This is a genomic window from Ferrovum sp. PN-J185 (assembly GCF_001581925.1).
GTDB lineage: Bacteria > Pseudomonadota > Gammaproteobacteria > Burkholderiales > Ferrovaceae > PN-J185.
Window position 1 is genome coordinate 554,028 of sequence record NZ_LQZA01000001.1, and the last position, 24,030, is coordinate 578,057.

General features: G+C 43.5%; 20 protein-coding genes. 9 read left to right on the plus strand and 11 right to left on the minus strand.

Going from position 1 to position 24,030, the window contains the following annotated elements; genetic code table 11:
• Positions 1-10: 10 nt before the first annotated feature.
• The 10 genes from tkt to smpB all read right to left on the minus strand — a co-directional run bounded on the left by tkt (position 11) and on the right by smpB (position 11,550).
• On the minus strand, positions 11-1,996 hold the full coding sequence (gene tkt, locus FV185_RS02750; RefSeq protein WP_197457730.1) for a transketolase: 1,986 nt from the start codon (positions 1,994-1,996) through the stop codon (positions 11-13).
• Between the two features lie 31 nt (positions 1,997-2,027).
• The gene (gene fba / locus FV185_RS02755; protein ID WP_067493323.1) at positions 2,028-3,092 is read right to left on the minus strand and encodes a class II fructose-bisphosphate aldolase; all 1,065 of its coding nucleotides are present in this window, start codon (positions 3,090-3,092) and stop codon (positions 2,028-2,030) included.
• 19 nt (positions 3,093-3,111) lie between these two features.
• Positions 3,112-3,804 (minus strand): phosphoglycolate phosphatase, encoded by a 693-nt coding sequence (gph, locus tag FV185_RS02760; RefSeq protein ID WP_067493325.1) that lies wholly within the window; start codon positions 3,802-3,804, stop codon positions 3,112-3,114.
• 2 nt (positions 3,805-3,806) lie between these two features.
• On the minus strand, positions 3,807-4,682 hold the full coding sequence (locus FV185_RS02765) for a phosphoribulokinase (RefSeq protein ID WP_067493326.1): 876 nt from the start codon (positions 4,680-4,682) through the stop codon (positions 3,807-3,809).
• A gap of 38 nt (positions 4,683-4,720) precedes the next feature.
• Positions 4,721-5,788: a class 1 fructose-bisphosphatase gene (locus FV185_RS02770; protein ID WP_067493328.1), complete on the minus strand. Its 1,068-nt coding sequence runs from the start codon at positions 5,786-5,788 to the stop codon at positions 4,721-4,723.
• Positions 5,789-5,881: 93 nt separating this feature from the next.
• On the minus strand, positions 5,882-8,209 hold the full coding sequence (locus FV185_RS02775) for a nitric oxide reductase activation protein NorD (RefSeq protein ID WP_067493330.1): 2,328 nt from the start codon (positions 8,207-8,209) through the stop codon (positions 5,882-5,884).
• Between the two features lie 9 nt (positions 8,210-8,218).
• Complete coding sequence (locus tag FV185_RS02780; protein ID WP_067493332.1) at positions 8,219-9,022, minus strand: CbbQ/NirQ/NorQ/GpvN family protein; 804 nt, start codon at positions 9,020-9,022, stop codon at positions 8,219-8,221.
• Between the two features lie 11 nt (positions 9,023-9,033).
• Positions 9,034-9,390, minus strand: coding sequence for a ribulose bisphosphate carboxylase small subunit (locus tag FV185_RS02785; protein ID WP_067493333.1), 357 nt, complete (start codon positions 9,388-9,390; stop codon positions 9,034-9,036).
• Positions 9,391-9,414: 24 nt separating this feature from the next.
• A complete protein-coding gene (locus tag FV185_RS02790; RefSeq protein WP_067493335.1) occupies positions 9,415-10,836 on the minus strand; it encodes a form I ribulose bisphosphate carboxylase large subunit in 1,422 nt (473 codons plus the stop codon).
• 270 nt (positions 10,837-11,106) lie between these two features.
• Complete coding sequence (gene smpB / locus FV185_RS02795; protein ID WP_067493337.1) at positions 11,107-11,550, minus strand: SsrA-binding protein SmpB; 444 nt, start codon at positions 11,548-11,550, stop codon at positions 11,107-11,109.
• Between the two features lie 53 nt (positions 11,551-11,603).
• On the opposite strand from smpB, the gene FV185_RS02800 reads away from it, so the two are divergent.
• The 5 genes from FV185_RS02800 (at position 11,604) to FV185_RS02820 (ending at position 16,892) form a co-directional block, all read left to right on the plus strand.
• Entirely contained in the window at positions 11,604-12,053 is a 450-nt protein-coding gene (locus tag FV185_RS02800) for a type II toxin-antitoxin system RatA family toxin (RefSeq protein ID WP_067493339.1), read from the plus strand.
• Entirely contained in the window at positions 12,043-12,303 is a 261-nt protein-coding gene (locus FV185_RS02805) for an RnfH family protein (RefSeq protein WP_197457731.1), read from the plus strand. The genes FV185_RS02800 and FV185_RS02805 overlap by 11 nt, the downstream gene beginning before the upstream one ends.
• Positions 12,304-12,411: 108 nt before the next feature.
• On the plus strand, positions 12,412-13,872 hold the full coding sequence (guaB, locus tag FV185_RS02810) for an IMP dehydrogenase (RefSeq protein WP_067493342.1): 1,461 nt from the start codon (positions 12,412-12,414) through the stop codon (positions 13,870-13,872).
• Between the two features lie 6 nt (positions 13,873-13,878).
• Positions 13,879-15,444, plus strand: a complete 1,566-nt coding sequence (gene guaA, locus FV185_RS02815) for a glutamine-hydrolyzing GMP synthase (protein ID WP_067493344.1) — start codon at positions 13,879-13,881, stop codon at positions 15,442-15,444.
• Between the two features lie 161 nt (positions 15,445-15,605).
• Positions 15,606-16,892: a tyrosine-type recombinase/integrase gene (locus tag FV185_RS02820; RefSeq protein WP_067493345.1), complete on the plus strand. Its 1,287-nt coding sequence runs from the start codon at positions 15,606-15,608 to the stop codon at positions 16,890-16,892.
• Between the two features lie 4 nt (positions 16,893-16,896).
• Here FV185_RS02820 and FV185_RS02825 read toward each other — a convergent pair whose 3' ends face one another.
• On the minus strand, positions 16,897-17,466 hold the full coding sequence (locus tag FV185_RS02825; protein WP_067493347.1) for a tyrosine-type recombinase/integrase: 570 nt from the start codon (positions 17,464-17,466) through the stop codon (positions 16,897-16,899).
• Positions 17,467-17,943: 477 nt separating this feature from the next.
• Here FV185_RS02825 and FV185_RS02830 point away from each other — a divergent pair, with 477 nt between their 5' ends.
• The 4 genes from FV185_RS02830 to FV185_RS02845 are packed head-to-tail and all read left to right on the plus strand — an operon-like array spanning position 17,944 to position 24,023.
• Entirely contained in the window at positions 17,944-18,150 is a 207-nt protein-coding gene (locus FV185_RS02830; RefSeq protein WP_231862149.1) for a plasmid-related protein, read from the plus strand.
• A 3-nt stretch (positions 18,151-18,153) separates the two neighbouring features.
• Entirely contained in the window at positions 18,154-21,426 is a 3,273-nt protein-coding gene (locus FV185_RS02835) for a helicase-related protein (RefSeq protein WP_067493351.1), read from the plus strand.
• Positions 21,423-22,088, plus strand: a complete 666-nt coding sequence (locus tag FV185_RS02840; RefSeq protein WP_067493353.1) for a DUF4391 domain-containing protein — start codon at positions 21,423-21,425, stop codon at positions 22,086-22,088. The genes FV185_RS02835 and FV185_RS02840 overlap by 4 nt, the downstream gene beginning before the upstream one ends.
• A gap of 21 nt (positions 22,089-22,109) precedes the next feature.
• Positions 22,110-24,023, plus strand: a complete 1,914-nt coding sequence (locus tag FV185_RS02845) for a site-specific DNA-methyltransferase (protein WP_067493354.1) — start codon at positions 22,110-22,112, stop codon at positions 24,021-24,023.
• Positions 24,024-24,030 lie beyond the last annotated feature (7 nt).

Sequence of the window (24,030 nt, forward strand, 5' to 3'; positions counted from 1 at the left end):
GCTGCAATAACTACAAGATCGATTTGACAGTTGAGCTTAAGTGCTCAGCAGTTAATTTAAAGTGTTTAAAGAGTGCGCCAGCAGGAGCTGACTCACCAAAGGTATCAATACCTAATACCGCTTTTGTTCCATATTTCCACCAAAGGGCAGTGGAACCGGCTTCAATAGCAACACGTGGTATACCAGGAGGCAATACGCTATCAATGTACTCTTTACTTTGCTGATCAAAGGCAAAGGTGGAAGGGATTGAGACCACACGTACTGGAATCCCCTCTTTGAGTAATTGTTGTTGAGCATCCACTGCGATTGATACCTCAGAGCCTGTGGCAATAATGACCGCCTGTGCCAGTCCTTCCGCTTCTTTCAACACATAGCCACCCTTGGCGATATTTACTATCTGCTCTGGGGTCCGTGATTGGAAAGGGAGGTTCTGACGGCTAAAGATCAAGCAACTTGGACCATGTTTGCGTTCAATTGCCTGAGCCCAGGCTACAGCAGTTTCTGTGGTATCGGCTGGACGCCATACATCCATATTGGGGATGAGCCTTAAGCTTGACACATGTTCAATGGACTGGTGAGTAGGACCATCTTCCCCTAAACCAATGGAATCATGAGTAAACACAAAAATACTGCGAATTCTCATGAGAGCGGCCATTCTCAAAGCATTACGGCTATAGTCTGAGAAGGTTAAGAAGGTGCCACCATAGGGAATAAAGCCACCATGTAATGCCACACCATTCATAATGGCACTCATACCAAACTCACGTACCCCATAACTTAAGTAGTTACCTGGCACTCCTTTTTTGAGCGATTTTGAACCACTCCAATTGGTGAGGTTTGATCCTGTTAAATCAGCAGAACCACCAAAGAGCTCTGGCAGTGTTGGACCATAGGCTTCTAAGGTATTTTGACTGGCCTTACGTGAAGCTATGGTCTCTCCTTTATCACGGCACTTAGCAATAAACTCCATCACCGTTAATTCAAACTCTTTAGGTAAATCACCTGCCATGCGTCGCAAAAATTCTTTGGCGTCCTGTGGGTAGGCTTTTTCATAGGCATTGAATTTATCTTGCCAAGCTTGCTCGACTTGTTGACCTGATGCAGATGCATCCCATGCCGCGTACACTTCTTGTGGGATTTCAAAAGGAGCGTGAGGCCAATTGAGTGCAGCACGAGAGGCTGCGATTTCATCATGCCCCAGTGGTGCACCATGAACATCATGAGTACCGGCTTTATTGGGGCTGCCATGACCAATGTTGGTTTGACAACAAATGAGTGTTGGTTTTGAACTGGTTTTAGCGCTCTCAATAGCTGTTGATAAGGCTTCAACATTATGACCATCCACAGCACGAATCACATTCCAACCATAAGCCTCAAAGCGCTTTGGTGTGTCATCAGCAAACCAGGCTTCCACATGACCGTCAATGGAAATACCATTGTCGTCCCAAAAGGCGATGAGTTTATTGAGTCCCAAGGTTCCAGCTAATGCACAGGCTTCATGACTAATCCCTTCCATGAGACAGCCATCACCCATAAATACGTAAGTGAAGTGATCAACAATAGCGTGATTAGGTTTATTAAATTGTTCCGCCATCATTCGTTCAGCTAACGCCATCCCCACAGCATTGGTAATACCTTGACCGAGAGGGCCGGTAGTAGTCTCTATCCCTGCAGTTATACCGTATTCAGGGTGACCTGGTGTTTTGCTGTGTAATTGACGAAAGTTTTTAATTTCCTCAATAGGTAAGTCATAGCCTGTTAAATGCAGTAGGGCATAAATCAACATAGAGGCGTGACCATTAGATAGCACAAAGCGATCACGGTCAGGCCACAGTGGGTTTTTAGGGTTATGTTTAAGATGTCGTCCCCATAGGGCTACTGCCATTTCGGCCATACCCATGGGTGCTCCAGGGTGGCCGGAATTGGCTTTTTGAACGGCATCCATGGCTAATGCACGAATTGCATTCGCCATTGTGCTGGTGCTCACTTGTGTCATGATTGGTTTTCCTCTCCCTAATTTGATTAAATTATTTTACTTGTGGTGTTAACTCACCCTTAGCGTAACGCTCGCTCATGATTTCCAAGCTAATAGGTTTGATTTTGGCGGCTTGGCCAGCACTACCAAAAGCCTCAAAACGCGCTTTACAAATACCTACTGCCGCCTTTTTAGCGTCACTCAAGAATTTACGCGGATCAAATTCACCAGGGTTTTTAAATAAGTGAGCACGAATAGCACCGGTCATTGCAAGACGAATATCAGTATCAATATTGACTTTACGAACACCGTACTTAATGGCTTCAACAATCTCTTCAACCGGCACACCATAAGTTTCTTTGATGTCACCACCATTGGCACGAATCACTTCTAACCACTCTTGAGGAACAGAAGAGGAGCCATGCATGACTAAGTGTGTATTAGGGATACGGGCATTGATTTCTTTAACACGCCAGATAGCCAGAGTATCTCCTGTTGGTGCTTTGGTGAATTTGTAGGCTCCGTGACTGGTACCAATAGCAATTGCAAGCGCATCCACTTGGGTTTTACGCACAAAATCAGCAGCTTGTTCGGGGTCAGTTAAGAGTTGATCGTGACTTAATTGTTCATCAGAACCATGGCCATCTTCTTCACCCATCATGCCCGACTCAAGTGAGCCCAAACAACCTAATTCACCTTCAACAGACACACCAACAGCGTGTGCCATATCCACAACGCGACGCGTTACATCAACGTTATACTCAAAGCTTGAGGGGGTTTTCATGTCTTCCATGAGAGAACCATCCATCATCACACTAGAAAAACCTGAACGAATGGAGCGCTGACAAACTGACGGGCTGGAGCCGTGATCCTGGTGCATACACACAGGAATTTCTGGATACATTTCCACAGCAGCTTCAATAAGCTTACGTAAAAAGGGTTCACCTGCGTATTTTCTGGCACCAGCAGAACCTTGCATGATGACAGGACTATTGGTGGCTTTAGCAGCTTCCATAATAGCCTGAATTTGTTCCAAGTTATTGACGTTAAAAGCAGGAAGTCCGTAGCCGTTTTCAGCTGCGTGATCGAGTAATTGTCTTAAGGAGATGAGTGCCATGTTCTAATACCTCTCTAATTTAATGTATTGGTAAAAAAGTAAATTCTGTTTTTAATTGTTCGTATAAATCGTTAAAACCATTGATGACGCGATCAGGATTGGCTTCACTAATGGGTAAACCATGATTATAGCCATGAGTGAAGGCCCAGATGGAAATTTGTGCGGCACGAGCTGCCTCAACATCATTAATTGAGTCACCCACAAAAAGAATCCCAGAGCGATCTACTCCTGCTTTCTCAAGAGCGAGTAACAGTGGGTCAGGGTAGGGTTTGCCTCGTTTGGCGTCGCCTCCTGCCACCACCACATCAAAATAATGAGTGAGATTTAAATGATCAAGAAGTTGCAAGGTTAACGAGCGCTCTTTATTGGTGACCACCCCCAATTTCACTCCTTCTTTCTTTATTAGCGCCAACACCTTTTCCATATCAGAAAAGGGTTCGCTCAATTGTCCAGTGACAATTTCGTACTGTTTTAAGAATTCAGGATAGAGACGCTGAAAGCGTGCACCTTGTTGGCTACCTTCTCCTGTGGCGCTCTCGAGTGCTTGAGAAAATAACCAAGCCGTTCCCTTACCAATCCAGTTTTGCACTAACTCTCTTGGTAGAGGTGAGATGTTATCCATAGCAAGAGCACGGTTGGTGGCCTCAGTGATTTCTCCTGCGGTATCAATCAAGGTGCCATCTAAATCAAAAAAAACAAATTGAAGTGTCATAATTAAAAGGACTTATTTTTAATATCCATCAGTTTCATAATCATCGGTGTAAAAATCAATTGCATAGCCAGTCCCATTTTACCCCCAGGAATCACCAGTGTATTAGGTCGTGTCATCCAGGAATCATCGAGCATAGAAAGCAAGTAGGGGAAATCTATACCCTTAGGATTGGCAAAGCGAATGACCACCATACTTTCATCAGCTGAGGGGATGTCATTGGCAATGAATGGGTTTGAGGTATCAACGGTGGGAACACGTTGGAAATTGACGTGAGTTCTAGAGAACTGTGGGCAAATATGACTGACATAATCAGGCATGCGGCGCAAAATCGTATCCGTAACAGCCTCTTGTGAATAGCCACGTAACTTTTGATCACGATGCAACTTTTGAATCCACTCAAGGTTGATAATAGGAACCACTCCCACTAATAAATCAACATTAGCAGCCACATTGATTTCAGCATCCGCATAGGCACCATGTAGACCTTCGTAGAACATTAAATCAGAACCTTGTTCCACATCCATCCAAGGTGTAAAGGTCCCTGGCTCTTGTTTGAAGGGTTCAGCTTCTCCTGCGTCATGAAGGTATTTTCTGATTTTACCTGTGCCCGTTTCGCCGTAAGACTTAAATAGTGTTGCCAGTTCTTTTAATAGGTTAGCTTCAGGGCCAAAGTGGCTAAAGTTCATATTGCCTTTTTCTTCTTGCGCTTTCATTTCAGCGCGCATGGCTTTGCGATCGTAGCGATGAAAGGAATCTCCCTCAACAATTTGTGCGTGAATTTTTTCACGTCTAAAAATATGTTTAAAACTGTTCATGACAGTGGTAGTACCAGCACCCGAAGAGCCGGTTACAGCAATAATAGGATGTTTACGTGACATGGTGACCTCGCTTGATGTTATGTTATGTGGTTATTATTTTATGGACGATATAAACCGCGCTCATTAAAGAGTGGCGATTCATAAGGTTGATCTGACCCTGCATCATATTGGGCGTGATAATGTACAACCCGGTCCACTTCGTTTCGCGAACCTAAAATGACGGGTACACGTTGGTGAATGAGATCCGGTTGAATATCTAAAATTCGCTCACGTCCAGTTGATGCGCGTCCTCCCGCTTGTTCCACAATGAAGCCCATGGGGTTAGCCTCATACATTAAGCGTAAACGACCAGGTTTACTGACGTCCTTGGTATCTCGTGGGTACATAAAAATACCGCCACGCATCATAATGCGATGCACTTCAGCCACCATTGAGGCAATCCAGCGCATATTAAAGTCTCTTTCTCGAGGACCCGTTTTGCCTGCTTTACATTCACCAATGTAGCGCGTGACAGGAGGCTCCCAAAAACGCTCATTAGAGGTATTTATAGCAAACTCATTGGTATCAGCAGGAATTTGCATATTAGGATGGGTTAAGATGAAATTCCCCACTTCACGATCAAGCGTAAAACCATGGGTACCATTACCCACCGTAATTACCATGAGTGTGGCTGGACCGTAGACAGAATAGCCTGCCGCCACTTGTTTTACACCTGGTTGTAAATAATCTTGTAAAACAGGCTCACCTGTTTCAGGGGCACGTAGAATAGAAAAAATTGATCCCACAGAGACATTGCTATCAATATTGGATGAGCCATCAAGTGGATCAAAAATAGCTAAGAAAGGTCCTCTGGTATGAGGAGGTTGAATCGGGAAGGGGTCATCCATCTCTTCAGAAGCAACTCCTGCCACTAAACCACCTAACTGAAAGGTATTAACAAAGGCGGTGTTAGATAAAACATCTAAAGGTTTTTGTGTTTCGCCCTGTACGTTGATGGTATCAAGGGTGCCCGTGGCGCCTCCTAAAGCCCCTTTGGCACTTAAAGCAGAAATGGCTTTAACTGCTGCCGCCACGTCAACGAGTAAGGCTGCAAGAGCTGCACCGTCTTGTGTGCCACTAATATTCTCAATGAGAAACTTCGATAAGGTTGTTCTTCCCAAATGCATAATGTTGCCTCCCCAATGTAAAAATACTGCGCTTAATTATGGTTACTTATTGTTATTGTTTTTTTATGTTTATAGTCTGTTTATTGTAATACGTCAGCGTGTGAGTGACGCATACAGTAGAGGTAATTTTTCAGGTAAGCGTTCTACCCGATCAACCACCATATAGTTTTTTATACCAAAAATCCGGGACACATACTGATCTGCCCGTGGATCAAGACTCATGCAGAAAGTCTGAACCCCTTGACGTCCTAAACTTTCTACTGCTTTTTTAGTGTCTTGACGCAGATATTGCGGATCACGTACATCGATATCTGCGGGTTCACCATCGGTAATCAATAACACCAATTTTTTTTGTGCACGCTGCTTGGCCATATGCTGACCTGCATGACGTAGAGCCGCTCCCATGCGTGTGGATAATTGTCCTGTCATGCCAGAGAGTTTGGCTTTTGCTTGATCGCTATAGTCTTGGTCAAAATCTTTAAAGCGAAAGTAACTGACCTCATGGCGTCCGTCTGAACAAAAGCCATGAATGGCAAAAGGGTCACCCACCTTGTGTATGGCATCAGCTAACAGTGCAGCAGCCTCTCTGGTTAAATCAAGAATAGTTTTGTCACTACCCACCACTTTGTCATTGGTGGATTGGGAGAGATCAAGTAATACCAAAACGGCAATATCACGCACTTTTCTGATCGAGCGCATCATGATGCGCGGATCAGGTTGTTTATTCATTCGCAGTTCAATGGCGCTATCAATGGCCCGATTTAAATCGATTTCATCGCCATCTTCGAGTTTACGCAAACGCGTCACCCCTTGAGGCTGAAGGGCATCAAGAAGGAATTTCATGCGTGAAATAAGACGTTTATGTTCTAGGGTAATAGCGTTAATTTTTTCTGGATCGTCACTGTTGCTGTGTTTTTCAAATACTGTACTCCACGAGGGACGATCGAGTTGAATGTGGTAATCCCATTCACTGTAGTAATAGGGATCAGAGATAGGAGGAGTCCCTTCACTCTCATTGTAAGATACCCCCATGTCTTCATAGGGATAGAGTTCGGTGGGCAAAACCCAAATCTCCTCAGCATCTTCCCCCGCATTTTCTACATCCACTTCATTAGCCATTTCCATGACATTAACGTGTTTTCTGATTTGCTTGGTGGATTCATATCCCGCTTCAAGAGCGCGCTCAAAATCAAACCCCTCAAATTCCCAGAAATAGCGATTGTCATCTCTATAGGGGATAGTTATTACATCTTGACGTGGATTAAATTCAAGTCGTTTTTCTAAGAAGCGATGAGCCAACGTGACACCGATATCCCAAGAGAGCTGGTTATCGTGAAGGCGTTGTTGTTGTGTTGTAAATAATACTTTTCCTTCATTGACCCATGGATCAGGGTCAATATAGGTGTCGTCAATTAATGCTCGTGCTAGACGAGCAAAGTAATCTGCGGCACGATGATTTTGTTCTGGAGTAATGGTATGAAAACCACCCCATAGTTTTTTAAGGCCAGGAAAGCGCTGACAACTCAATGCTTCAACACGGGCGTCCTCAATCAGTCCAATGATGGCCATTTGTAAGGGATTCAAGGCTTCAGCAGATAAGGGAGTTGTCGTCTCCACCATGTGTGCTGCGCAATGGGCGGCGGTGGCTCGATAGAGTTCAATGGCTGAAATGCCAGCAAAATCATCTAGGGCATCAGGCAGATGAAATAAATAGTCTTCAATGAAGGGTTGGCTCCCTTGTCGATTATCAAGGTCACCTGCGGTGGGGCGCATAAAAAAGTCACGTCCCCAGAGCGCTCGTAAGTACATATTAATACGTCGTTGAATATCAACGAGTAAGACACCTTTTCGTTCTTGCTGTAATACAGCTAAAGACTCACGACTGGTGAGCGAAAAGTACTGTAGTTGTTCTTCAAATTGGGTTTTATACGCACTGGCTCCCCATTGAGCCCAGCGTCGCAATCCTCCCAATGTGAGTTGTTCAAACAGTCTCTCTAGATTCTCTAGCATGGGTCGAATACCCCGTGGAGCGCTGGCTGAGAGTTGTTGGAGAAACTGTAAATACTGCACAAAAAGTTCTTTATCGTTTAAGCGTCTTGCTGCAATGGGGCTAGTACTTAAGACGCGTTCCACAACCGTTGCAGAGGTTTTAGATGACAAAGAAAGGGCGCAGTTAATGAGATCATCAAGTATCTCATCACCAATATCTTTACTAATTAACGGGCAACATGTCACCCAAGCCAATATGACTTCTTCTCCACGTCTTAAGTGGGTGAGAGAGAGTGCCCCTTGAAGGTAATGATGTAATCCCAAAGGCGAGAGAGAACGACAGGCTTCATGCCAGTGCTCGTGTACTAACTCCTGCACGCGCTCTGGCAATTCACTAATCAGTTCTTGGTATTCACCTAATTGAGAGGTCATTGTCAGTGACTAGAAAAAAGTCGTGACGGCGGCGTCTAATGCGTCACGCATATCAGGATCATCTGTAATAGGACGAACTAGAGCCACACGACAGGCATTGTGTGCCGATACTCCTTTAGCAATTAAATTACCTGCATAAACCAACATGCGCGTTGAGATTCCCTCATCAAGACCGTGACCTTTGAGGTTTCTTGCTCGTTCAGCAATGGCCACTAACTTATCGGCAATTTCAGTGGTCACGCCCGTTTCATGGGCCACAATATCGCGCTCAATATCATGTTCAGGATAGTTAAAATCAAGCGCGCCAAAACGTTGTTTGGTGGATTGTTTTAAATCCTTCATTAAGCTTTGATAACCAGGATTGTAGGATATAACCAACTGAAAATCAGGATGGGCTTTTAATAGCTCCCCTTTCTTTTCCAGTGGTAATACACGACGGTTATCGGTTAAGGGGTGAATCACCACGGTGGTGTCTTGGCGTGCTTCTACCACTTCATCCAAATAGCAAATTGCGCCCAGACGAGCAGCCGTTGCCAGAGGACCGTCCTGCCAGCGCGTGCCATCACGATCCAGCAGAAAACGTCCCACCAAATCAGAGGCTGTCATATCCTCATTACAGGCTACCGTAATTAATGGTCGATTAAGACGGTAGGCCATATATTCAACAAAACGGGTTTTACCGCATCCTGTGGGTCCCTTTAGCATCATTGGCATACGCACAGAGTAAGCGGCTTCAAAGAGAGATACCTCATCCGCAACAGAACGGTAGTAGGGTTCTGTTGGGATGCGGTATTGATCGAGTAGATCAGACATAGGCCTACACCTTAGACTGTTTTACCACGATAGACGACCATGGCCGCCCCTTGAGATTGCTTGTCATTGTCATAACCCACCAAGCGTACGTGATTGTTGGGGTTGGCTTTATGACAAGATTCTGCTTCAGCCAAAATGGCATCCACATCAGTCTCACCGAACATGGGTAGCTTCCACATATACCAGTAGGTATCCATCAAATGTTCGGGTTCAGTGTGTTCAATGGCTGGGTTCCAGCCTTTTTTTACAATGTACTCAACCTGTTGACGGATTTGTTCTTGAGTGAGTGCTGGTAAATAGGAAAAAGTCTCAAATTTACGGCTAGCAGGGTCACTTAAACGGCTTTTATAATCGAGCATTTCAGACATAATTTTTTCTCCTCGCAATCTGGTTTATTTGTGTGCCACGTCGAGTTTGTCGACGGTGTCAAATTCAAACTTGATTTCTTTCCAGGTTTCCATGGCAACACGTAGTTCTGGAGAGTGTTTAGCCGCATCAGTTAATACGGTTTTACCTTCTTTTTCTACGGCGACACCACGGTTACGCGCTTCTACGCAAGCTTCTAGCGCCACACGGTTAGCGGCAGCACCGGCAGCGTTCCCCCATGGGTGACCCAATGTGCCGCCACCAAATTGAAGAACTGAATCATCACCGAAAATGTTAACCAGTGCCGGCATATGCCATACGTGAATCCCACCTGAGGCAACGGGCAAGACGCCTGGCATAGAACCCCAGTCTTGGTCAAAGAAAATACCGCGTGAACGATCTTCTTTAATGAAACTTTCGCGCATTAAATCAATCCAGCCTAATGTGGCAGCACGGTCTCCTTCGAGTTTTCCAACCACAGTGCCTGAGTGCAAGTGATCGCCACCAGATAAACGTAGGATCTTGGTTAATACTCTAAAGTGAATACCATGGTGCGGGTTACGATCTAATACAGCGTGCATTGCACGGTGAATGTGAAGTAACACACCATTGTCACGACACCAGTTGGCAAGCCCCGTGTTGGCACAAAAACCACCTGTGATGTAGTCATGCATAATAATAGGTGCACCGATTTCTTTAGCGTATTCAGCGCGTTTATACATTTCTTCTGGAGTAGGAGCGGTAACGTTTAAGTAGTGACCTTTACGTTCACCTGTTTCGCGCTCTGCCTTATGAATGGCTTCCATAACGAAGTCAAAACGTTGGCGCCAGCGCATAAAGGGTTGGCTATTAACGTTTTCATCGTCTTTGGTGAAATCCAAACCGCCGCGTAAACATTCATACACAGCACGACCATAGTTTTTAGCAGACAAGCCAAGTTTAGGCTTAATGGTACAACCTAACAGAGGGCGACCATATTTGTTCATGATGTCGCGTTCTACTTGGATACCATGGGGAGGGCCACCGCAAGTGGTGACGTAGGCTATGGGGAAACGTACGTCTTCTAAACGCAACGCACGAATGGCTTTAAAACCAAATACGTTACCTACCAATGAGGTAAAGACGTTAACCACAGAACCTTCTTCGAACAAATCAAATGGATAAGCGATGAAGGCATAAAAGCAGGTGTCATCGCCGGGTACGTCTTCAATTTGATAAGCACGACCTTTGTAGTGATCTAAATCAGTTAGTAAATCGGTCCAAACGGTGGTCCAGGTACCCGTTGAGGATTCAGCAGCAACAGCCGCTGCGGCTTCCTCACGATCAACTCCTGGTTGGGGGGTGATCTTAAAACAAGCAAGAATATCCGTATCTTTTACAGAGTAATTGGGTTCCCAATAAGTACTGCGGTATTCTTTTACACCGGCATTATACTTTTTTACTGCCATGGCTTCTCTCCTCAATGGTGAATCAAAATAAAGAATGGGCCCACGTGTGTTTTTATGGTTTGTGGGTGAAACGTGTTATAGGAATAACAATAACGAGAAATTACTATAAGAGATAGTCAGACTTTTTGATGAATTTGATCAGTTTTATTTATTATTGGTTATTGATTGTGTCTGGCGGGGGTTGGATGGCTAAACTATTGAGTTCTAACAGACACTCACAATGAAAGACAATTAAATGTATTTATAAACAATGTATTGTATTTCGTCAACTCAACCCTGTTTGAGAATTCGTTGACGCTCACGTTGCCAGTCTTTTTGTTTTTCAGCTTCACGTTTGTCGTATTGTTTTTTACCCTTAGCAAGACCAATTTCCACTTTAATTCTCCCTTTTGCATAATGCATATTTAGAGGAACTAAGGTGTAACCAGCGCGCTCTACCTGACCAATTAGTTTGGCTATTTCATTACCATGTAACAGGAGTTTTCTGGTTCTGGTGGGATCTGGTTTAACATGGGTAGAGGCAGTTTGTAAGGGGCTAATGTGTGAGCCTAACAGCCATAGTTCACCATTAAGAACCGTGATGTAGGCTTCTTTAATTTGTGCACGACCAGCTCGAATAGCCTTCACTTCCCAGCCCTCCAGGACAATGCCAGCTTCGAAGCGATCTTCAATAAAATAGTCATGAAATGCTTTACGGTTGTCGATAATACTCATTTACAGGTATCTTAATAGGTTGAATTGATTATTCTAACTCAAATGGAAGTGGTATGACACGAGTTGAAAAAAGTGTGTTAGTGATGTATCCCGCTTTGTCTATGTGGCAATTGGTGGAGGATATCCCACGCTATTCTGAATTTTTACCCTGGTGTAGTGAAGCAGTCATTCATGAGCGTGAAGCAGAACACACCAAAGCCACGATTTTTATTAATTTTCATGGTCTTAAGCAGCAATTCACCACCAGTAATACCTCAGTGGCTGGTGAGCGGGTATTAATGGAATTGGTGGAAGGCCCGTTTCAGCATTTACGAGGTGAATTTGTTTTTAAAGCCCTAAGAGAAGATGCATGCAAAATTGAATTCGTCTTGGAGTGGACGTTTTCGAGTAAATTGCTAGAGAAGGTAGTGGGCCCAGTATTTCAACACATAGCCAATACCATGGTAGATGCCTTTGTCTCACGCGCTGATGATTTGCATAGTAGGGGAATACGTGGATATTAAGGTGGTCTATGCCCTACGTGATCAACAATGGCTAACGTCATTAAGCGTACCAGAATTAACGACGTTAGAAGATGCTATTCAATTGAGTCATATCTTGGACCATGTCCCTCAACATGAAAAAGCACAGTTGGTTTTTGGTATTAACGGAAAGGTAAGGCCACATCACACAAAACTCAATCAAGGGGACCGTGTTGAGATCTATAGACCACGTTTGGTCAACCCTAAAGAGCAACGACGCCAACGTGCCTAACGTGTTTAAATACTTGAATTTTCCTTTAAATTCCTTCATGTACCCTAAATTTCTCTTTAAGATCAGCTAAGTCATGCGTATAATATTGTTTTGCCAAGGGGTTTTACCATGCGTGTAGTAGAAAAGGCACTCACATTCGACGATGTGTTATTACTGCCTGCACACTCAACGGTGTTGCCTCGGGATGTCTCCTTAAGCACCCGACTCACTCGTCAATTAACACTTAATCTTCCTCTTATTTCAGCTGCAATGGATACAGTGACCGAGTCACGTCTAGCCATAGCTCTTGCTCAAGAGGGGGGGATTGGTATCGTTCACAAAAATCTATCCATTGAACAGCAAGCACGTGAAGTGGCTAAAGTAAAGCGCTTTGAGTCAGGTATGGTGAAAGATCCAATAACCGTAACCCCAGACATGACTGTCAGGGATGTGATTGCACTGACTCGTCAATATCGTATTTCAGGATTACCTGTTTTAGAGGGTAAGCAGGTAGTAGGGATTGTCACCAACCGTGATTTGCGTTTTGAAAGTCGCTTAGATCAACCTGTTAAAAATGTCATGACGCCACGCGATCGTTTGGTCACCATGCATGAAAACGATTCCCGTGATGTGGCCATGAAATTAATGCATCAACATCGCCTTGAGCGAGTGTTGGTGGTAGACGATCAGTTCCAGTTACGTGGCTTGATTACCGTTAAAGATATTATGAAATCCACTGAGCACCCTCTCGCCACAAAAGACTCAAGTGGTCGATTGTTGGTTGGTGCGGCGGTGGGAGTGGGTGAGGGGACTGACGAGCGTGTGGCTGCATTAGTTGCTGCAGGAGTGGATGTGGTAGTGGTAGACACTGCCCATGGACATAGCCAAGGGGTCCTTGATCGCGTGCGTTGGGTTAAACATCATTTCCCTGATGTCCCTGTGATTGGTGGCAACATTGCTACAGCAGCGGGTGCCCTGGCTTTGGTTGAAGCTGGCGCTGATGGGGTGAAAGTGGGTATTGGTCCAGGTTCTATTTGTACTACACGTATTGTTGCCGGTGTGGGTGTTCCGCAAATTACTGCAATTCGTAATGTGGCAGAAGCGCTACAAGGTACTGGAGTACCCTGTGTGGCTGATGGGGGCATTCGTTATTCTGGAGATATTGCTAAAGCCATTGCAGCGGGAGCCAGTGCTGTCATGATTGGTGGTTTATTTGCCGGAACTGAAGAAGCACCTGGTGAAATTGAGTTATTCCAAGGTCGCTCCTACAAGTCTTATCGTGGTATGGGCTCACTGGGCGCCATGCAGCAAGGATCCAGTGATCGTTATTTCCAAGACAGTGAAAACAATGCTGATAAACTCGTTCCTGAAGGGGTAGAGGGTCGTGTTCCTTATAAGGGGTCAGTATTAGCGGTGATTCATCAACTCATGGGAGGAGTACGAGCTTCTATGGGTTATTTGGGTTGTCCGACCATTACGGATGTTCATGCAAAAGCTGAGTTTGTGGAAATCTCCCATGCCGGTATTCGTGAATCACACGTGCATGATGTGCATATAACAAAAGAAGCTCCTAATTACCATATTGATTGATTGTGTATGTCTCGACAAAAAATTCTGATTATTGATTTTGGTGCACAGTATGTGCAGTTGATTGCAAGACGAGTTCGTGAAGCTGGGGTGTATTGTGAATTGCACCCCTATGATGTCAGTGAAGCATTCATTCGTGAATTTAACCCACAGGGAATTATTCTCTCTGGCGGACCGGCATCGGTGACTGAGAGTACTCCACCTTCCGCACCTCAAGTAGTGTTTGAGTTAGGTGTCCCAGTTTTAGGTATTTGTTATGGCATGCAAACCATGGCACAACAATTGGGGGGGCGCGTTGAGAATGCAGTCCATCGTGAATTTGGCTATGCAGAGGTTCGTGCCAGAGGTCACTCAGCATTACTAAAAGATATTCAAGATCGCACTAATGACCAAGGCCATGGTTTACTTGAAGTGTGGATGAGTCACGGCGATAAAGTCACTGAATTACCATCAGGCTTTAAAGTAATCTGTGATAATGCGGCCACTCCAATTGCGGGTATGGCAGATGAAACAAGAGGCTTTTATGGCGTTCAGTTTCATCCTGAAGTAACCCACACCAGAAAAGGCAGAGCAATCATTGAGCGTTTTGTGCATCAAATTTGTGGCTGCGATAGCTCTTGGACCATGCCTGATTATGTGAGCGAAGCGGTCAATCATATTCGCCAAACTGTGGGTCAAGATGAAGTATTGCTGGGACTCTCAGGTGGTGTGGATTCCTCAGTTGCAGCGGCATTAATTCATCAAGCCATTGGCCAACAACTCACTTGTGTTTTTGTTGATCATGGGTTGTTGCGTTACCAAGAAGCTGAGCAGGTAATGGCTACTTTTGCTCAACATTTGGGTGTCAAAGTTATTCACGTGAATGCTAAGGAGCGTTTCTTTAAAGAGCTTCAAGGCGTTACAGATCCGGAGCAAAAACGTAAAATTATTGGCCGTATTTTTGTTGAAGTATTCCAAGAAGAGTCGGACAAGTTAAAACAAGTTAAATGGTTAGCTCAAGGTACCATTTATCCTGATGTGATTGAATCAGCGGGAGCGAAGAGCGGTAAAGCACATGCCATTAAATCACACCACAATGTGGGTGGTTTACCAGAAACACTACATTTACAGTTACTTGAACCTCTTCGTGAGCTGTTTAAGGACGAAGTTCGCGCGCTGGGTGTTGCCTTAGGCCTGCCACAGGAAATGGTTTACAGACATCCTTTCCCAGGTCCTGGTTTAGGGGTGAGAATTCTGGGGGAGATTAAAGCGGAATTTGTTGATCTGTTACAACGTGCGGATGCTGTTTTTATTGATGAATTAAGACAAGCGGGTTGGTATGACGAAGTATCACAAGCCTTTGCTGTATTTTTACCTGTTAAATCTGTGGGTGTGATGGGCGACGGCAGAACATATGAATATGTGGTTGCTTTACGCGCAGTGGTTACCAGTGATTTTATGACTGCTCATTGGGCTGAATTACCTTATGATTTATTAGGTAGAGTATCTAACAGAATTATCAATGAAGTTAGGGGAATAAACCGAGTGGTTTACGATATTTCCGGTAAACCTCCTGCGACTATTGAGTGGGAGTAGTTTTTATATTGTAAGTTGTTGATTTATAACGATTTAGAAGTTACACAGAAGTGACACACACCAAAATAAGTTCTTGATTTTATTAAGCACCGAGCTTAAAGTTGCACGTAAAGCTGCACAAAATTGCAGCTACTCAAAATCGTAGCAACCCGCAGCCCTAAATGACGCTTAAGAAAAAAACATTTGAAGAAGGTGAAGAGGCAATATTTGATGACGCTGTAATTTACAAGCGTGGAGAGTATTGGCAATTCCGAATGTGGCTTACCAAAGAGCACAAATACGCCCGATTTAGTTTAAAAACCCGAAATAAGAGTACGGCAATCGATAAGGCTAAGCTGCACTATCACGAGCTTAAAGCTGGCGAACTTGCCGGGAAAAAGTATTTTTCACTCACAACTAAAATTGGCGTAGAAAAGTATCTTGAAAGTCGTGAGAAAGAAATAGGGCAGCCTAATGGCATTGTTAAAGGCCGTTATGGAACTATCAAGACGCACCTTGAGCATTGGCTTAATTTTATTGGTCGCGATGTAAAGCTGAAAGAACTTGAGCGGACGGACGGTGAGGATTACCTAATTAATCGCACAAAAGGTAAAAAGAAATTACAGGTAAGTACAACTACGATTGCAAACGAGCAGTCCACAGTCAATGCAATGATGAAGTGGCTATACAAACGTGGTGAAACGTATATTGACAGTTTTGACTTTAAGAAACTTCCACGCATAGATACGGGTGATGAAGCTAACCGTAGAAACACATTTACAGATTACGAATTTGATGAAATAACAATTGCTTTGAGGGCCTACATAGCCGAAGCTGAGAAAGACCTAGAAAATAAAGAGAATCTAACTAAAGCTATTACTGGCTATTACCTAGGTGTTTCTTTGATGTCAGGTATGCGTCGTGGAGAGCAGATGCAGCTTACATGGGCTGATGTTAAGGATATGGAGCATAAAAGGGCTAGAACCAAAGAATTTGATCTTGTAAAAATAACTGTTCGGGGCGTTACAAGTAAAACAGGAAAGACCAGAAGATTTGCGGTTAAAGATTCAGAAAGGTATTTGGAAAGACTTTTCAAGCTCGTACATAAACTGCATTTTAAAAAAGCAAATGACACTGAAGCGAAAGCAATGTTGTCTGACTATCTAGTTTTTAGTAATAACGGTACCAGTCAAATTTCACCTCGAGCAATTGGATATCATTTCGATAAAATCTTAGAAATTGCGAAAATCAACAGGCAAGACCGTGATTTAGTGCCTTATAGCTGTAGGCATTATTTTATTACCAAACGTATGAATAGTAATGTGCCAATTACTGCAATTGCTGAGATGTGCGGAACTTCTATTGCCCAAATAGAACGCACTTACTATCACACTACAGATGAAAAAATGGTCAGTAATGCATTGGCAGACTACACTGTTAAAGATGGTATGTATGTGCAAAAGCAATAAGCTTTCAAACTAATTCAACAGCGTTACGCAGCACACCCGGACGTAAATCAATATAACGTTGTGTTGTCGCCATATTTGCATGTCCTGCAAGTGCCATCATTACGCGAACACTCACGCCTTTTTCAGCTAGGTTAGTAAGAAAGCCTCTGCGACCACTGTGGCTGCTACAGCCGTCCATTCCAGCCTGCTTATAAATGCCGTTAACAACTTGGGTAAGTGAATTGGCTGTAAACGCTGCACTGCGTTGTGTGGCAAAAAGGGCTTGCTTTGGATCACGAACGCGAACTGTGCTGATATAGCTTGCAATCTCAGCTTGCATACGTTCGTTAAGCAATACGCTACGACTACGGTTGCCCTTTGTTTGAGCAGCTGTAAGGTTAATTTCATCACGCACAGTGCCATCGCTTGCAAGCACATCGCAAACACGCACAGCAGCAACTTCACCAATACGCATTCCTGCCAAGTGCGTAAGCAGCAGGATCACCCGATTGCGTTTTGCGTTTTTTGTTTTGTTCACAAAATCCAGCAAACGTTGCAGTTCGCGTTCGTTAAGTGTTTTAGCTTGCTTGGTCATTTGTCTTTTCCGCTTTGATATTGAAACAGTGCTATTAGTATGTTTTCGTATGTTCAAAATTCCTACCCCTTTTTTGCCTTTTTTTGCCTCAATAAAATCAACGACTTAGCTGCACTGAGCATGTTTTGTGTAATTTATGCTCAGTGCTATTTAGCTGCGTTTCGTGGCACAAATGCCACGGCTAGACGAAGATTTGCGTACAAGCCCTACACAGCGTTTTAAGCAAAAGTGCTGGTGCATGTAGCTCTGCGTGGCAATACGCCGCTTGTAGGGCTTTAAAAGCATTGCAGCTCACCGAAAAAGGCTGTGCAAGTCAAAAAATTCAGCTGCGTAAAAAGTTGCTGGGCAGTACTTACGCTTTCAAGATGATGATTTTTAACCCCTGACCACCATGGGCAGCAGCTATGACAGCTTGCAGCTCAGTTTGATAAAAAAGACTTTCCATAAACATGCCACTTGGGTTACATTGGATACACATTGTGTAACCGAGAGAATGACATGAAAGATGCTGGAATGCGTATTCGTCTAGAGCCTGAGCTACGGGATGCGTTCATGTCTGCATGTCATCAGAAGGATGTTCCAGCAGCACAAGTGCTTCGGGAGTTTATGAAGGACTTTGTCAAGCATGTGGACACAGCACAAAGCTCTAAGAAACAGCAAAAAAAGTCGAAGGCACAGGGCTAAGCCATGGAGCTACTAGACAACATCAATCACCTGTTAGGTGACGACCTTAAAGGCACGCTCAAGCCTGCATCCCGTCTCAAGGTAGCAGCTTCGTGCTTCTCCATGTATGCATACGAAGCTTTGAAGACTGAGCTTGAAAAGATCGACTCACTCCAATTCATCTTTACAGCCCCAACGTTTACAGCCGATGAAGTTACTGACAAGGTAACCAAGGAGCGTCGAGAGTTTCACATACCTAAGCTTGATCGTGAGAAGAGTCTTTACGGTACAGAATTTGAGATACAGCTTCGCAACAAACTGACTCAGAGAGCAATAGCCAAGGAATGTGCTAACTGGTTACGTCGTAAAGCTACGTTTAAGTCAAACAAGTCTAGAGCACCCATGCAGCAGTTTGCATGTGTGCAGTCAGAGGGCTTAGACACTGCCTACATGCCACTGCATGGTTTTACAGCCGTTGACCTTGGCTATCAGCAAGGCAATGCCGTTTCGAACCTAGTAAACAAGATGGACGACAAGTCCTTTACAAGTACCTACTTGACGTTGTTTGAACAGATATGGAATGACACGGACAAGCTTGAAGATGTGACAACGCAGATTTGCGACCACATTGCGTCTGTGTATCAAGAAAACTCGCCTGAACGCATCTACTTTTTGATGCTCTACAACATATTCAACGAGTTTCTCGAAGACCTTGATGAAGATGTGCTGCCTAATGATCGAACAGGCTACCAAGAGACGCAGATATGGAAGAAGCTGTTCAACTTTCAAAAAGATGCTGCAACAGGGATCATTAACAAGCTAGAGACATACAACGGATGCATTCTTGCGGACAGCGTTGGACTTGGCAAAACGTTCACGGCTCTGGCGGTCGTTAAGTACTACGAGCTTCGGAACAAGTCTGTTCTTGTCTTGTGTCCTAAGAAGTTGGCTGATAACTGGCTGAACTACAACCGCAACCTTAAGACAAACATCTTTTCTCAAGACCGCTTTAACTACGATGTTCTTGCTCACACTGATTTGAGTAGAACTTCGGGCGAGTCTTTTGGTACGCCGTTGAATCGAATTAATTGGGGCAACTACGATCTTGTGGTGATCGACGAGTCACACAACTTCCGTAACAACGACGCATACAAGGACAAAGAGACACGCTATCAAAAGCTGATGAATCAAGTTATTCGCCAAGGCGTAAAGACTAAGGTGTTGATGTTGTCAGCCACACCCGTGAATAACCGTTTCACTGATTTACGTAATCAGCTCGCATTAGCGTATGAAGGTGACTCAGAAAATCTAACCAAACGCTTGCGGACAGGTAAGTCAGTGGAAGATATTTTCCGCAATGCTCAGCTTGCATTCAATCGTTGGGCAAAGCTTCCACCTGAAGAGCGTACAGCACGAGCAATTCTTGATTCGCTGGACTTTGATTTTTTTGAACTGCTAGATAGTGTGACCATTGCACGTTCTAGAAAGCACATACAGACGTTCTACGATACGACTGACATTGGCAAGTTCCCTGAGCGTCGTAAGCCACTTTCATTTAATTGCAAACTCACACACAGAACAGATGTGATGAGCTTCAATGAGATTTTTGAACAGCTTAGCCTCTTGAAGTTGTCTGTATACGCACCTGTTAGCTACATCCTGCCGAGTCGCCTTAAAAAGTACGAGGACATGTATGACACGCAGGTTGAGGGCAATCGAGGAAAGTTAAGACAGCTAGACCGTGAGAAGAGTCTGCAAGCGTTGATGACCGTTAACTTGCTCAAGCGATTGGAAAGTTCTGTAGAGTCGTTCAGGTTAACTCTTCAAAGCCTTAAGAACAATCACAGCAGTACTTTGCAAAAGATTGCTGCATTCGATCAAGGCAGTACAGCTACTTCAGTAAGTGATTGGACGGACAAGGTTGAAACGCTTGAGGCTGACGAAGATGATGTTCCTCTTCTAAGTGATGATGAAATTGGCAGCAAGGTAAAGATTAATCTTGCCGACATGGACTTGCCGTCGTGGAAACACGATCTTGAAGTTGACATGCAGATCATTGATGCTCTGTTAACTTCAATGAAAAAAATAACGCCTGCCGATGACGCTAAGTTGCAGCACCTTAAAGACCTGATCTTTAAGAAAATCGACAACCCAATAAATGCTGGCAACAAAAAAGTATTGATCTTCACGGCTTTTGCTGACACAGCCAACTACCTTTATGAGCAGCTTGCTCCTATGCTTCTAAGCGAAAAGGGCTTGAACAGTGCTCGTGTGACTGGTAAGGATGCACCAAAGTCCACGTTGAAAAGGAGCTATGACTTTCAAGAGTTGCTTACCTTGTTCTCCCCAAGATCCAAAGAGAAAATGTGTGTCCTGCCGAACGAGTCAGCCGACATTGACATACTTGTAGGTACTGACTGCATATCTGAAGGTCAAAACCTTCAGGACTGCGATTTCTTGGTGAACTATGACATTCACTGGAATCCCGTTCGCATCATCCAACGCTTTGGTCGAGTTGATCGAATCGGATCGCAAAATGACAGCATCCAGCTTGCTAACTACTGGCCTGACATATCTCTTGATGAGTACATTAATCTGAAGGAGCGTGTCGAAAGTCGGATGATGATTGCTGACGTGACAGCTACGGGCGATGACAACGTACTAAGTTCGCAAGCTAATGATGTTGCTTATCGAAAAGAACAGCTGAGAAAACTGCAAGAAGAGGTGATTGAGCTTGAGGATTTAAAAACAGGCGTGTCGATCACCGATTTGGGGTTGAACGACTTCCGCATGGACTTGTTGAACTACGTAAAGACAAACGGTGACTTAGCAGGCTTACCAAATGGTATGCATGCCGTCATTGCCGCTAAACCAGAGCAAGGGCTACCTGCTGGAGCAATCTTTACACTCCGTAATCGTAACGAAAGCGTCAACATCAATCAGCATAATCGTCTGCACCCGTACTACCTTGTGTACGTAGGCAAGGACGGCAATGTTGTGGCTAACCATACGGAAGTAAAGCCACTGCTTGATTTGGTAAGAAGTAGCTGCAAAGGTCAGGTTGAGCCAGTACTAGATGCTTGCAGGCGATTTAATGATGAAACAGCCGATGGTCGCAAGATGCAAGGGCACTCTGAACTTCTAAGTAAAGCGATCAAGTCGATGATTGACGTGAAGGAAGAGAAGGACTTAGATAGCTTGTTTTCAAGTGGCAAGACAACAGCGTTAGTCAACACGATTGCGGGACTTGATGAGTTTGAGCTTATTTCCTTCATTGTTGTGCAGGAAGTTAAATGACAAGCACGTTATTTAACTTTCCTAAGCAAGCGTATTTTGGGCGAGTTATCCCAAAAACCAAGTTTTATGAACATGGATCACTGACAAGAAAGCTAAAAGATCTGTTTGTAAAACAGGTTGAGCAGATAGTTTGGCTCTACAAGCTAGCACCTGAAACAATAAATCTACCGTCTACTGAAGGTGTGCCCGAGCTACAAGTTTTCAAGGTTGTACTCAAAGGAGTCGATCTTGGCGATGATGTACTTCGATGTATAGATCAGGCCGTGATGTTTCCGGTTCTATTTGAAGTTGAAAGCGGTGACAAGGTTAGATTAGTCGCTGCCTATAAGCGGAAGAGTAATTCAGCTGATGGCAAATGGGTGCTTACTGATTACTACTCAACTGAATGGTTGGCAGTTGATAGTCAAAGGGTTGATTTGCAATATTCACTTAGTCTCGCTTCAATTTACGAACAGGTCTTGCAGGCATTAAGTCCCATCGAACCAAGACGAGGTGAGGGCGTAGATGCATTATTTGAAAGAAATGAAGAATTTAAAAAGAATACTAATGAATTGATGAAAATTGAATCAAAGTTAAAACAAGAGAAGCAATTCAATAAAAGAGTGGAGCTTAATGCTTCACTTCGTGAAATAAAGAATTTAATTGAGCAATTAACTGCTTAATTTGAAACAGGAAGATATGAGATGGAAAAAATGAAAATGCATTCAGCAAATATTACAGATCTAAATATTGAATCAATATTTAGATTGTTTCCTAGTTGCGTCGTCGAAGCATTTGATAAAAACGGTAATTTATCAAAAAAAATAGACTTTGATTTATTGAAGCAAGAGTTATCTGCGGCAGTAGTTGATGGAATTACTGAGAGGTATCAGATTAACTGGCCAGGCAAGAGGGCGGCTCTTCTAACTGCTAATTCGCCAATCGCTAAAACTCTAAGGCCTTCGCGAGAGGAGAGCATTGGTTTTGATTCTACAAAAAATATTTTTATTGAAGGTGACAATCTTGATGTACTAAAAATGCTTCAAGAGACATATTTAGGGAAGGTGAAAATGATTTACATTGATCCTCCTTATAACACTGGCAATGATTTTGTGTACAAGGATAACTTTACGGAAGATCTGGAATTATATTTTGAACGATCAAATCAAGTGGATGCTGATGGCGGGAGATTGGTAAGTAATACCGAATCTAATGGCCGATTTCATTCTGATTGGCTTAATATGATTTATCCACGCTTAAAGTTGGCACGTAATTTATTGAGGGATGATGGTGTTATTTGCATATCTATTGATGATAATGAGCAAGCAAACTTAAAAAAATTGTGTGATGAAATATTCGGCGAATCTAATTTGGTTGGTGTTGTTGCTAAAAAATCCAAATTAACTAGCAATAGCGGAGAATTTTTCTCTCCTTCCCATGAATACATACTTGTATATGCTAAATCTAAGGAAGATTTAAATGGCTTTAGTGATCAAGAGTCTCAGGAAGACGAAGACTACATCAAACTATTTAAGCACGAAGACTCTTACAGCAAATACAATATAGTTGGACTTTATCAACCGTCTTTGACTTTAGAGCGAAGTAGGAATGCACGTTATTTCATTACATGTCCAGATGGATCGAAATGCATTCCACCTGAAAATAAACGCTGGAGAGTAATTGAACCTTCATTTCATGAAATGGTTAGCAAAGATCTTGTTGTATTCAAAGAGACTAAAACTTCACCATTAATTGATGAAGATGGAAAGCAGTCAAAGTGGAATATCTATACAAAAATTTATCTAAAGGATAGGCTGGTTAGTGGTATGCGGCCTGTAACATTTTTAGATAGATACCCAAATTCAGAGGCGTCAAAAGATTTAATCAAACTTGATATTCCTTTTGACTTTTCAAAGCCAAAAAATCTAATCATTTGGCTGCAGAAAATATGTGGTGTAGATAATGATGACATAGTCTTGGATTTTTTTGCTGGTTCGGGGACTACCGCACATGCTGTAATGCAATTAAATGCAGAGACAAATGGCAGTCGTCGCTTTATTTTGATTCAGATTCCTGAGCCATGCACCGAGAAAAGCGATGCTGCGAAAGCGGGATATAAATTTATAACTGACATTTCTAGGGAACGTATCCGTCGGGCGGGTAAGGCAATTTTAGAAAGTGCACCTCTTATTGAATGGAGTAAAGATATCGGATTTCGCGTTCTAAAACTTGATGCATCTAATTTTTCAGAAATATATTACAACCCTGATGCTGTTTCACAGGATTTGTTGAGTGAGCAAGAAGACAACGTTCGTAGTGATAGAACTGCTGAGGACTTGCTTTTTCAAGTGCTGCTCGATTGGGGTGTAGATCTTTCTTTACCAATTTCCAGCGAGATGATTCAAGGTAAGTCAGTATTTTTTGTGGATCAGAATGCACTTGTAGCTTGTTTTGACAAGCAGGGTGGTGTTGATGAAGACTTTGTTAAAGAGCTTGCAAAGCGTCAACCCTTGCGAGTTGTTTTCCGTGATGCTGGCTTTAAGTCCGATAGCGTGAAGATTAACGTCGAGCAAATCTTCAAGCTGCTTTCACCAAGCACAGAAGTTAAGTGCATCTAAGGCCTGA

Excerpts from the sequence above, each read along its gene's own strand:
- tkt (WP_197457730.1), bottom strand. The coding sequence starts at position 1,996 with ATGACACAAGTGAGCACCAGCACAATGGCGAATGCAATTCGTGCATTA.
- fba (WP_067493323.1), bottom strand. The coding sequence starts at position 3,092 with ATGGCACTCATCTCCTTAAGACAATTACTCGATCACGCAGCTGAAAAC.
- gph (WP_067493325.1), bottom strand. The coding sequence starts at position 3,804 with ATGACACTTCAATTTGTTTTTTTTGATTTAGATGGCACCTTGATTGAT.
- FV185_RS02765 (WP_067493326.1), bottom strand. The coding sequence starts at position 4,682 with ATGTCACGTAAACATCCTATTATTGCTGTAACCGGCTCTTCGGGTGCT.
- FV185_RS02770 (WP_067493328.1), bottom strand. The coding sequence starts at position 5,788 with ATGCATTTGGGAAGAACAACCTTATCGAAGTTTCTCATTGAGAATATT.
- FV185_RS02775 (WP_067493330.1), bottom strand. The coding sequence starts at position 8,209 with ATGACCTCTCAATTAGGTGAATACCAAGAACTGATTAGTGAATTGCCA.
- FV185_RS02780 (WP_067493332.1), bottom strand. The coding sequence starts at position 9,022 with ATGTCTGATCTACTCGATCAATACCGCATCCCAACAGAACCCTACTAC.
- FV185_RS02785 (WP_067493333.1), bottom strand. The coding sequence starts at position 9,390 with ATGTCTGAAATGCTCGATTATAAAAGCCGTTTAAGTGACCCTGCTAGC.
- FV185_RS02790 (WP_067493335.1), bottom strand. The coding sequence starts at position 10,836 with ATGGCAGTAAAAAAGTATAATGCCGGTGTAAAAGAATACCGCAGTACT.
- smpB (WP_067493337.1), bottom strand. The coding sequence starts at position 11,550 with ATGAGTATTATCGACAACCGTAAAGCATTTCATGACTATTTTATTGAA.
- FV185_RS02800 (WP_067493339.1), top strand. The coding sequence starts at position 11,604 with ATGACACGAGTTGAAAAAAGTGTGTTAGTGATGTATCCCGCTTTGTCT.
- guaB (WP_067493342.1), top strand. The coding sequence starts at position 12,412 with ATGCGTGTAGTAGAAAAGGCACTCACATTCGACGATGTGTTATTACTG.
- guaA (WP_067493344.1), top strand. The coding sequence starts at position 13,879 with ATGTCTCGACAAAAAATTCTGATTATTGATTTTGGTGCACAGTATGTG.
- FV185_RS02820 (WP_067493345.1), top strand. The coding sequence starts at position 15,606 with ATGACGCTTAAGAAAAAAACATTTGAAGAAGGTGAAGAGGCAATATTT.
- FV185_RS02825 (WP_067493347.1), bottom strand. The coding sequence starts at position 17,466 with ATGACCAAGCAAGCTAAAACACTTAACGAACGCGAACTGCAACGTTTG.
- FV185_RS02835 (WP_067493351.1), top strand. The coding sequence starts at position 18,154 with ATGGAGCTACTAGACAACATCAATCACCTGTTAGGTGACGACCTTAAA.
- FV185_RS02840 (WP_067493353.1), top strand. The coding sequence starts at position 21,423 with ATGACAAGCACGTTATTTAACTTTCCTAAGCAAGCGTATTTTGGGCGA.
- FV185_RS02845 (WP_067493354.1), top strand. The coding sequence starts at position 22,110 with ATGGAAAAAATGAAAATGCATTCAGCAAATATTACAGATCTAAATATT.